Consider the following 10,212-nt stretch of genomic DNA (forward strand, 5'->3'; position numbering starts at 1 on the left):
CATGTACGTTTCCGTGACCGGTCTCCAATTGCGCTCGATCATGCAGCGGCCGCGCTTTGCGTGGCACGCCATGCGCGCGTTTGCGCAGGCGAGCAAAGCACCTGGCAATCTGTTCACCGATGCGCGAATGCTTGGTGGCGTTCACCACACTCTCACGGTTTGGAATGACCGGCAGTCCATGCTTGCCTATTTGCGGAAGGGTGCACACCGGGAGGCCATGAAAGCCTATCCCGCTCTCGGCATGGGCAGGACTTGCGGCTATAGAGCCGAATGCATGCCCGACTGGTCCGAAGCGCTTGAGGTCTGGCGGCGGGACGCCACGGCCGCCTAGCGAGCCTGACCGAACCATATCCATGCACGCAAATTGAGCGTGCCCCTGCGTTATGCAAAGCCAAGCGGTTGGTGCACATTGACTTGGGGTTGGCAGGGCGCAACAGTGGCGCGTCATGCATGCTTTAGACGTTGTTTTTTCCTCACCTGGCCCCGTAAACCGTAGCGGCGGCTGCGATGTTTGACCTCATCGTCCGCAACGCCCGCGTCCACCGTCCGGTGGAGGGGGGCGAGGTGACAGAGAGCCCCCAGTTGCGCGATATCGGCGTTCAAGGCGACACGATTATCGCCATCGAGCCGGCGCTTGAAGGAGGTACAGGCCAGGAGATCGACGCGGGTGGCTATCTCGTTGCGCCCCCCTTCGTGGATCCCCATTTTCACATGGATGCAACGCTGAGCCTTGGCATGCCCCGGCTCAACCAATCGGGCACCTTGCTGGAGGGCATAGGCCTGTGGGGCGAACTCAAGCCGCATCTGACCCAGGACGCCGTCAAGGAGCGGGCGTTGCGCTACTGCGATCTGGCTGTCGCGCAGGGCCTGCTCGCAATCCGGACCCATGTTGATGTGTGCGATGATCGCCTTCTGGCGGTTGAGGCGCTCCTCGATGTTCAGAAGACGGTCGCGCCCGTCATTGACCTGCAACTGGTCGCCTTCCCGCAGGATGGGCTTTACCGGTCTCCCGGGGCTGAGGGTAACCTGATTCGCGCGCTCGATATGGGGGTCGATGTGGTCGGCGGGATACCGCACTTTGAGCGCACCATGGCCGATGGTGCCCGCTCGCTGACACAGCTATGCGAGATCGCCGCCGAACGCGGTCTGCAGGTGGATATCCATTGTGACGAAACCGACGACCCCAACTCGCGCCACATCGAAACGTTGGCCTATGAGACCACGCGCCTTGGATTGGGCGAACGCGTCGTCGGCTCACACTGCACCTCGATGCATTCGTTCGACAATTACTATGTCACCAAGCTCATGCCGCTCATTGCGGAAAGCGGCATGCAGATCATTCCCAACCCGCTGATCAACATCACTCTGCAAGGCCGATCCGACGCCTACCCCAAACGCCGTGGCCTTACGCGTGTGCCGGAACTGCGCGCGGCGGGGGTCAACGTCGCCTTCGGGCAAGATTGCTGCATGGATCCGTGGTACCCCCTGGGCTCCGCAGACATGCTGGAGGTCGCACACATGGCCGTTCATGCGCTGCCGATGACGGCGCGCGAGGGCATGGCGTGGGCGTTCGATTCCGTCACGCTCGGCGGCGCCCGTGCGATGGGCCTGCCCGACCCCACTCTGCGCGTCGGCGGGCCGGCATCAATGGTCATCGTGCAAGCGCAGGGACCAATCGAAGCGGTGCGCCTCAAGCCCACACGCCTCGCAGTCATTCGCAACGGCAAACCCATCGCCCACACCCCGCCCCGTGTCACGACGTTATCGATCGAAGGCCGGCCACCGACCGTCGACCCCGCTAGCTATGCTCCTCAAACAACACATTGAACACTGACAGGAAGGACTGAACCCATGAGCTTCACAATCACCCGCCGCACCGCCGTGCTTGGCGCAGCCACCACCCTCGCCATGCCGGCTGTTTTGCGCGGCGCATCCGCTATGGACCCCATCAAGGTTGCAGGCGTTCACAACTCTCCGGTCGAAAACGCCTGGAACTCCCGCATCCATCTGGCGCTTCAGGAAGCCGCTGAAGCTGGCAAGATCATGTACGAGTTTTCCGAAGCCGTTGCCGCGCCCGATTATCCGCGCGCGATGCGCGAATATGCCGAGTCTGGCGTCAAGCTGATCTGGGGCGAGAGCTACGCCGTCGAGAATGAAGCGCGCGAGGTCGCCGAAGACTATCCCGATGTTGCCTTCCTGATGGGCTCGTCGGGTGGACCGCAGGGCGACAACTTTGGCGTTTTCGGGACCCGCAACCACGAAGCGGCGTATCTGGCCGGTATGCTCGCCGGGGAAATGTCGGAATCGAATGTCTTCGGCTCCGTGGGCGGCTTCCCGATCCCGGAAGTGAATCTGTTGATCAACGCTTTCCGCGCTGGCGTTTCCGAGGTCAACGCGGACGCCACGTTCCTCAACGGTTTCATCGGCGCCTGGTTTGATCCGGCGCGCGCCAAAGAGGCGGCGCTGGCGCAGATCGATGCTGGCGCGGACATCCTGTTCGGTGAGCGCATCGGCACGGCGGACGCCGCGCAGGAGCGGGGCATCAAAGCCATTGGTTCGCTGATCGACTACACGCCACGCTACCCCGAAACGGTATTTGCGAACGCGATCTGGAACTATGGCCCGACCATTGATGCGATCGTTGCCGACATCGGCGAAGGCAATCCGGTCGGCAAGGACTACACCGAGTTCTCCTTCATGGTGCACGGCGGCAACGCGCTGATCTTCGTTGAAGATATGGTGCCCGCCGATGCGATCGCGCCCATGCTGGAAAAGCAGGCGATGATCGAGGCTGGTGACTTCGACGTGCCGATCAACAATGAAGAACCCGCCTAAGGCGCGCCTTCGTGCATGATGCAACCGCTCTCGCCGCGTCGATCGCGGCGGGGCATCTGACGGCGAAAGCCGCGATGGCGGCGTCGCTCGATGCTGCTAAGCGGAGCCAGCATTTGGGCGCGCTTGCGCGGGTCGAACCGCAGCTTGGCCTTGCCCGCGCGGACGCCAGTGATGCGCGATACGCATCACAACGCGGTCCTTTCGAAGGCGTGCCGTTCCTCGCCAAGGATTTGGGCGGCTATGGCGCGGGCCTCGCCCCGGCTGCTGGTAACGCGGCGCTGCGAGCGCGTTCGCCGGACCCCGAAGCCAGTGATGAGTTGTTCGAAGCGTTCGGTTCTGCGGGGCTCGTGTCATTCGGGCTGACAACGGTGCCGGAATTCGGCCTCGCACTGACCAGCGAGCCGCCGGAGGGCCCCGTCGCCTTGAACCCCTTCGATGCGGCCTTGTCGCCGGGCGGATCATCAGGCGGTGCTGCCGCAGCGGTCGCAGCTGGGATTGCTGCCATCGCCCATGCAACCGATGCCGCCGGTTCAACGCGTGTGCCAGCAGCATGCTGCGGGCTGGTTGGGCTGAAAGCCACACAGGGCAGGGTGCCAGGAGCGCCCCATTTCAACAACTTCCTCATGGGGATCGCCAGCGAGCAAGTCGTCACGCGCTCGGTGCGGGATGCCCGCGCTGTTTTCGACGCGGTGAAGCTTGATACCGGGCCCGCACACAGCATCGAACGGGTTGGTATCTGCCTCCCCGCAGCGGCGAGCGCCGACAGCGCCGCAAAGATGGATGAGGTGGCCGGCGCTCTTGCAGAAGCGGGATGCGATGTTGCGCGCCTACCGCCGATCGACGAGTGGGGTACGCGGGCGCAAGCCTTGACGATCCCTATCTTCGCCGCGTCTCTCGCGAACTGGCTTGATGGCGTTGGCATTGACGATGCGCAGATCACACCGATCAACGCCGCGATGGCAGCGCGCGGCCGGGCGATGGATGCACCCACTCTGTTTGCGAACTCCACAGAGATGATGCGGCTCAGCCACGAGGTGGCCGGGCTGTTTGAAGGTCATGATGCGCTCATCATGCCCGTCCTTGCGGACGGTCCGCCGCAGGTTGGGTTTTTCGATCCCAACCAGACCGACGTTGAGGCGCGCCTCGACCAGATGAACGCGCTGGCACCGAATGTTGCGGTGGCGAACGTGACGGGGCTACCCGCGCTCGCCGTACCCTTTGGCATGATGCCGGCACCACGCGCTCATCTGCCGTTCGGCTTTCAGATCATGGGGCCGTCTGGGAGCGATGAGGCGCTTTTCGAACTGGCCTCGAAGATCGAAGCGCTTGCGCCGCCGATCGCGTTTCCCAATCCGATCGCGGGGTTGAGCGCGTGAGCGAACAGCCCACCGTCCTCAAGCTTGATGGGATCACCATGCGGTTCGGTGATCTGGTCGCAAACGATGCCATCTCGCTGTCGCTGGCAAAGGGCGAAATCCTGGCGCTGCTGGGCGAAAACGGTGCGGGTAAGACCACGCTGATGAACATCCTGTTCGGCCACTACAAGGCCGATGACGGCACCGTCGAAGTGCACGGCAAACAGCTGCCGCCGGGCAAGCCCCGCGCCGCAATCGATGCAGGGGTTGGCATGGTGCATCAGCACTTCACCCTGGCGGGCAATTTGACCGTACTCGACAACATCACGCTTGGCTCGGAACGTCTCAGCGCGCCGACGAGCGGGCGTCGCGCGGCGCGGAAGAAGTTGCTAGCGCTCGCGGATCGGTTCGGCCTGCCTATCAACCCCGACGCGCGCGTTGCCAGCCTTTCGGTCGGCGAGCGACAGCGTGTTGAGATCCTCAAGGCCCTCTATCGGGATGCCAGTATCCTGATCCTTGATGAGCCCACGGCCGTGCTGGCGCGACCGGAAGCGGAGAAACTGTTTATCACCTTGCGCGAGATGGCGGCGGATGGGTTGTCGATCATCTTCATTTCGCACAAGCTGCACGAGGTTATGGCGGGTTCCGACCGCGTGACGGTGTTGCGCGGAGGTAAGGTTGTGGCCGAGCGCAAGACGACTGATACCTCGCCGCAAGAGTTGGCCGAACTGATGGTCGGGCGGCAGGTCACAAGGCCCAAGCGCGAGGTGCAGCAGTCTGGCGAGCCCGTCTTGATTGCCAAGGACGTATGCGTCGGCCCGCCCGAAGCGCGGGCCCTCGATGGGCTGACGCTGGACGTCCGGGCGGGAGAAATCCTGGGTATTGTCGGCGTGTCCGGCAATGGTCAGGCGGCGCTTGGCGGCCTTCTTAGCGGGCTGGAGCTGCCAAGCGCTGGAACCTTGCACGTGCGCGGCGACGATGGGGCGCTGATCGATCTTGGCAATCTGGCGCCGCGCGAACGCGTCAGGCTTGGGATTGGTCGCGTGCCCGAAGACCGCCACGCTGAGGGCGTTGTCGGCGATCTGTCGGTCTGGGAAAACGCCGTTCTCGAACAGCTGCGCAGCAGGCGGTTTTCCTCGCTTGGTTTCATTCGCCAGGCCTCGGGACGGCAGCACGCCCAAAATCTCATCGACACCTACGATATCCGTGGCGCGGGGCCGGCCACGCGGACACGTCTCCTGTCCGGCGGTAACATGCAGAAGCTCATTCTTGGCCGCGTACTCGAAGCGCGGCCGCGTTTCCTTTTTGCCAACCAGCCAACGCGCGGCCTGGACGAAGGCGCCATCGCAGCCGTGCACGGCCATCTGCTGAAGGCGCGCCAGCAAGGCGCGGCGGTTCTGCTGATCACCGAGGAACTTGAGGAAGCGACGGCACTCGCGGACCGGGTACAGGCTATGGTCAAAGGCAAGCTGTCCGCACCCGTCGCAAGCGAAGACATCGATGCGCAGACGCTTGGTCTGATGATGGCCGGACAGTGGGATGCGGTGCCAGACCGGGACGCTGGACCGCAAGGGAAAAGCCATGCGGCTTGAACGGCGGACGGATACGTCGCTGGCACTGATCGCCACCGCGCCGTTGGCTGCCATAGCGCTGGCGCTCGCACTTGGCTCGATCCTCATCGGCGTCGCCGGGGTTAACCCGCTGGGCGCATATGTCCACCTTATCGAAGGGTCACTCGGTTCTCGGCTCGCGATAACCGAAACGCTGACCCGCGCCACGCCCTTGATCCTGACGGGCCTTGCAGCGGCTGTCGCCTTTCGCTGCAAGCTCTGGAACATCGGCGGCGAGGGCCAGTTCTACGTCGGCGCGCTGATGACCGCATGGCTCGGCCATTCCATCGTGACCGGGCTGCCCGCACCGCTCGCGATCGCCATCATCATTGTCGCTGGCATGTTTGTCGGTGCGCTTCTCCTCGCTGGGCCGGCGATTTTGCGTTTGCGCTTTGGCGTCGATGAGGTGGTGACGACGCTGCTCCTGAATTTCGTCGTCATCCTGTTTGTCGGCCTGATGATCGAGGGGCCGATGCGCGACCCGCTCGCCTTCGGCTGGCCGCGTTCGATCCCGGTGGATGGTGACCTGCGGCTACCGGATCTGGTGCAACGCTCGCGTCTGCATGTCGGGCTGCTGATCGCCTGCGCCGCTGCTCTCCTGGTCTGGCTTGTTTTGGCGCGTACACGGTTCGGGCTCGAAAGCCGCGCGGTCGGCCACAACGCAAAGGCGGCGGCTTTCGCAGGTGTCGCGCTTCCCAAGACCGTCCTTGGTACCGCTTTCCTGTCCGGTGGATTGGCCGGCCTTGCTGGCGTCGTCGAAGTCCTCGGCGTGACCGGCCATGTGACCACGACCTTGTCGCCGGGCTACGGCTATTCGGGCATCGTCGTTGCGATGCTGGCGGCGCTCCACCCGATTGGCGTCGTTGCGGCAGCGGTCTTCGTCGCGATGATCTTTGTCGGGGCCGACGCGATGGCGCGGGCAACGGGTGTGCCCAGCTTCATCGCCGACGTCATCCTATCGGTCAGCCTGTTGAGCATGCTCGTCGCGCTGTTGTTCACCACCTACCGGATACGGCGCTAGGGGCGCGGCTCGAAAGCATGGCCGAGACGATCGATATCCTGACGAGTGCCAGCCTGTGGGCTGCGGTTCTGCGCATCGCAACGCCGCTGATCTTTGGTGTATTGGGGGCGCTCTTGTGCGAGCGGTCAGGCGTTCTCAATCTCGGCATTGAGGGTATCATGACCATGGGGGCGATGGTCGGCTGGCTGACGGTTTACCTCGGAGCCGATCTCTGGACAGGCCTTCTCGCCGCAGCGTTATCGGGCGCGATCTTCGGGCTGCTGCACTCAGGCTTGACGGTCTCACTTGGCCTGTCGCAGCACGTCTCCGGGCTTGGCATCACGCTGTTCGCTGCGTCCTTGTCCTACTACCTGTACCGCCTGCTCGTTGAAGTGGGCGATCTGCCGCCGACCATCGAGCCCTTTCAGGCGCTCTACATCCCAGGTCTGTCGGACCTACCCTTTGTCGGCGAGGTCCTCTTCCAGCAAAGCGCGCCGACCTACCTGGCGCTCCTGACGGTGGTCGTGGTGGCCTATGTCCTGGCCCGCACGCCCTTGGGGCTCGCGATCCGCATGACGGGCGAAAACCCGCACGCGGTGGACGCGCAAGGGCTTGACCCGCTTGCCATCCGCTACGGCGCGGTTATGGCGGGTTCGGCGCTGATGGCGGTCGGCGGGGCGTTCCTGACCATGGCGGCGTTCAATAGCTTTTTTCCGGAAATGGTGCAGGGGCGCGGCTGGATCTGCATTGCGCTGGTGGTCTTCGCCTCGTGGAGGCCTGGCAAGGCCCTGCTTGGTGCGCTTCTGTTCGCATTCTTCGACGCCTTCCAGCTGCGGCTTCAGACCAGCGTCGAGGGCGTACCCTATCAGCTGTTCCTCATGGCGCCCTACCTGTTGTCGATCGCTGCGCTGATCCTTGTCGCTCGCCGCGCACAGGTTCCCGAGGCGTTGATGACGCCCTACCGACGTGGCGAGCGCTAGGGACGGCCCAAGAGAGCCGTTGACACAGGGTTAATCAATCGTAGCTATCGATATCAGAGCTTTTTCATCAATCAGAGGCGATGGACCGGCGAGCTTGCCGGCGCGTGATGCGATGACCTTGACACGACGGACCATGGGATTTGGTGTTTTTGCATTTGGGCTCGCGGGCTGCGCCAGCGGCAGCCTTGTCGACGCCTACAGCTATGCGAATAACAGCTTGGACGACGATCTTCTGCCGACCGCGAACGCGGGCTACGACGCTTGGGTCTCCTCATTCCAGGGCAGGGCACGCGGGCAGGGGATTACGCAGCAGACCCTTGATGTAGCCTTCGCCAACGCGGGCTTTCTTCCGGGAGTGGTCAGCCGCGACCGCAACCAGACTGAATTCACGCGCACGCTCGAAGACTACCTTGCCATCGCGGCTTCAGACCGCCGCGTGCGCGGTGGGCGAACGGCGTTCACCTTCCACCGCACTGTGCTTGCCCAACTCGAAGACCGTTACGGCGTGCCAGCCGAAGTCATCGCGGCAATCTGGGGGTTGGAGAGCTCTTACGGCGAGCGCCGGGGCAACATCCCCGTCATTTCAGCCACATCGACGCTGGCCTATGATGGTCGGCGTGGTCGCTTTTTTGAGGCGCAGCTGATCGCCGCCCTCAAGATCATCCAGAACGGCGACATTCCAGCTAACCTGATGACCGGCAGCTGGGCTGGCGCCATGGGGCATACGCAGTTCATCCCGACAACCTATGAGGCATACGCGGTTGATTTTACCGGTGATGGCCGCCGCGATATCTGGTCGGACGACCCCACCGATGCGCTCGCCTCAGCCGCCGCCTACCTCAATCGTATGGGCTGGGACAGGGGTGTGCCATGGGGGCGTGAAGCGCTCGGCGGCGGCGGCGGCGGAGGCGGACGCATCATCCAACCGCAGCCGGGTGGCCCGCGCTTTGCGGTCACCTCCAATTTCGATGTGATCAAGCGCTACAACAACTCCGATAGTTACGCGATCGGCGTCGGCCACCTTTCTGACCGGATCGCCGGCGGCGGGCCGCTGCAGACGCCTTTTCCGCCCGACCGCAACGGGCTGACGAAAGCAGACCGCACCGAGTTGCAGGAGCGGCTGACGGCGGCGGGCTTCGACACAGATGGGGTCGACGGCGTCATTGGTCCCAACTCGCAGCGCGCCATAAGCGCTTATCAGCAAAGCCAGGGACTTGAGGCGACGGGTACGCCGTCGCAGGCGCTGCTGGAGCGTTTGCGCTCGTAGCGCCTTAGGCAATTGATGGCCCCTTTGAAGCTCTCAGCCGCTGACATGGTTGCCGCAGCGCGTGCGCGTATTGCCGAGGTTGAAACAGCGCAGCTGCTTGAGCGTCACGGCGATCCCGACTGGGTGATCGTCGATATTCGCGACGTGCGCGAGCGCCAGCGCTCAGGCTGGATACCCGGCAGCGTGCATGCGCCGCGCGGCATGATCGAGTTCTGGGTCGATCCCGTGAGCCCCTACCACAAGCCCATCTTCGCGCAGCCAGACAAACGGTATGTCTTTCATTGCGCCTCCGGCTGGCGTTCTGCGCTGACGGTCGCAACGCTCCAGGACATGGGTTTTGAAGCGGCACACCTCAAAGACGGCTTCAATGATTGGGTTGACGCAGGCGGACCTGTCGAGAGGCCCGAAAGCGATCATCGGGCCTGAACGGGCCAGCGCTGATTGAGCGCCGGCCCGCCTAGGTCAGCGGTCGCCGCCTCAGATCAGAATGTCGTCAGCCAGTTGGGCTTCGGTGGTGTTTTGAATCGTGAACGTGTTCGGCCCGAAGGTGAACACCACATCGCCCGCAACTTCGCTCGCAAATGATAGAGCTCCGTTGACGGATGCGAAGTTAAACGCCGTTAGATCGAGCTGGTCGATATCATCTTCGAAGTCCGTCACGGTGTCGTTCCCGTAGCCGGGCGCGAACACAAAGGTGTCTGTCTCGGTACCACCGGTCAGCGTATCGGTTCCCGTTCCGCCGTCGAGGATATCGTTATCCTCGCGACCCTGAAGCGTGTCATCACCAGCGCCGCCGTTGAGGATGTCATTGCTCGCGCCGGCCTGCAGGAAATCATTGCCATTATCGCCGGACATGGTGTCCGCACCGAAGCCGCCGAACAGGAAATCATCTCCCGTGCCGCCATTGAGGATGTCGTCACCCGAGCCTGATGAAATGAAGTCAGCGCCCGCATCGCCGTTCGAGGTGTCATCACCCGCGCCGCCAAACAGCCGGTCATTGTTGTCGCCACCGTTCAGCGTGTCATTGTCCGCCCCGCCAGCCATGACATCATTGCCCGCGCCGCCGGACAGATCATCGATACCCCCGCCGCCGCTAAGATTGTCATTACCATCGCCGCCGATCAGCGTGTCATCCCCGCCACCGCCATCAAGGACATCGTTGGAG

10 protein-coding genes are annotated in these 10,212 nt (G+C 63.4%); 9 read left to right on the top strand and 1 reads right to left on the bottom strand.

What is annotated here, in order from left to right; translation table 11 throughout:
* Position 1: 1 nt before the first annotated feature.
* The 9 genes from AAF739_16480 (at position 2) to AAF739_16520 (ending at position 9,473) form a co-directional block, all read left to right on the top strand.
* Entirely contained in the window at positions 2 to 331 is a 330-nt protein-coding gene (locus AAF739_16480) for a hypothetical protein (GenBank protein MEM6384271.1), read from the top strand.
* Between the two features lie 176 nt (positions 332 to 507).
* The gene (locus AAF739_16485; protein MEM6384272.1) at positions 508 to 1,827 is read left to right on the top strand and encodes an amidohydrolase family protein; all 1,320 of its coding nucleotides are present in this window, start codon (positions 508 to 510) and stop codon (positions 1,825 to 1,827) included.
* Positions 1,828 to 1,908: 81 nt separating this feature from the next.
* The gene (locus AAF739_16490) at positions 1,909 to 2,835 is read left to right on the top strand and encodes a BMP family protein (GenBank protein ID MEM6384273.1); all 927 of its coding nucleotides are present in this window, start codon (positions 1,909 to 1,911) and stop codon (positions 2,833 to 2,835) included.
* 11 nt (positions 2,836 to 2,846) lie between these two features.
* Positions 2,847 to 4,211 carry an amidase gene (locus AAF739_16495; GenBank protein ID MEM6384274.1) on the top strand — a complete coding sequence of 455 codons (1,365 nt, stop codon included), beginning with the start codon at positions 2,847 to 2,849 and terminating at the stop codon, positions 4,209 to 4,211.
* Positions 4,212 to 4,249: 38 nt separating this feature from the next.
* On the top strand, positions 4,250 to 5,782 hold the full coding sequence (locus AAF739_16500; protein ID MEM6384275.1) for an ABC transporter ATP-binding protein: 1,533 nt from the start codon (positions 4,250 to 4,252) through the stop codon (positions 5,780 to 5,782).
* A complete protein-coding gene (locus AAF739_16505) occupies positions 5,772 to 6,821 on the top strand; it encodes an ABC transporter permease (protein ID MEM6384276.1) in 1,050 nt (349 codons plus the stop codon). Before AAF739_16500 ends, AAF739_16505 begins: the two co-directional genes overlap by 11 nt.
* 17 nt (positions 6,822 to 6,838) lie before the next feature.
* Positions 6,839 to 7,780 carry an ABC transporter permease gene (locus AAF739_16510; protein ID MEM6384277.1) on the top strand — a complete coding sequence of 314 codons (942 nt, stop codon included), beginning with the start codon at positions 6,839 to 6,841 and terminating at the stop codon, positions 7,778 to 7,780.
* Between the two features lie 112 nt (positions 7,781 to 7,892).
* Positions 7,893 to 9,047, top strand: coding sequence for a lytic murein transglycosylase (locus AAF739_16515; protein ID MEM6384278.1), 1,155 nt, complete (start codon positions 7,893 to 7,895; stop codon positions 9,045 to 9,047).
* 15 nt (positions 9,048 to 9,062) lie between these two features.
* Positions 9,063 to 9,473 (top strand): rhodanese-like domain-containing protein, encoded by a 411-nt coding sequence (locus tag AAF739_16520; protein ID MEM6384279.1) that lies wholly within the window; start codon positions 9,063 to 9,065, stop codon positions 9,471 to 9,473.
* A gap of 51 nt (positions 9,474 to 9,524) precedes the next feature.
* Here AAF739_16520 and AAF739_16525 read toward each other — a convergent pair.
* Positions 9,525 to 10,212: calcium-binding protein (locus AAF739_16525; protein MEM6384280.1), on the bottom strand; the 688-nt coding region annotated here is incomplete at its 5' end.

The sequence above is a fragment of the Pseudomonadota bacterium genome (assembly GCA_039024915.1).
Classification (GTDB): domain Bacteria; phylum Pseudomonadota; class Alphaproteobacteria; order Rhizobiales; family MH13; genus MH13.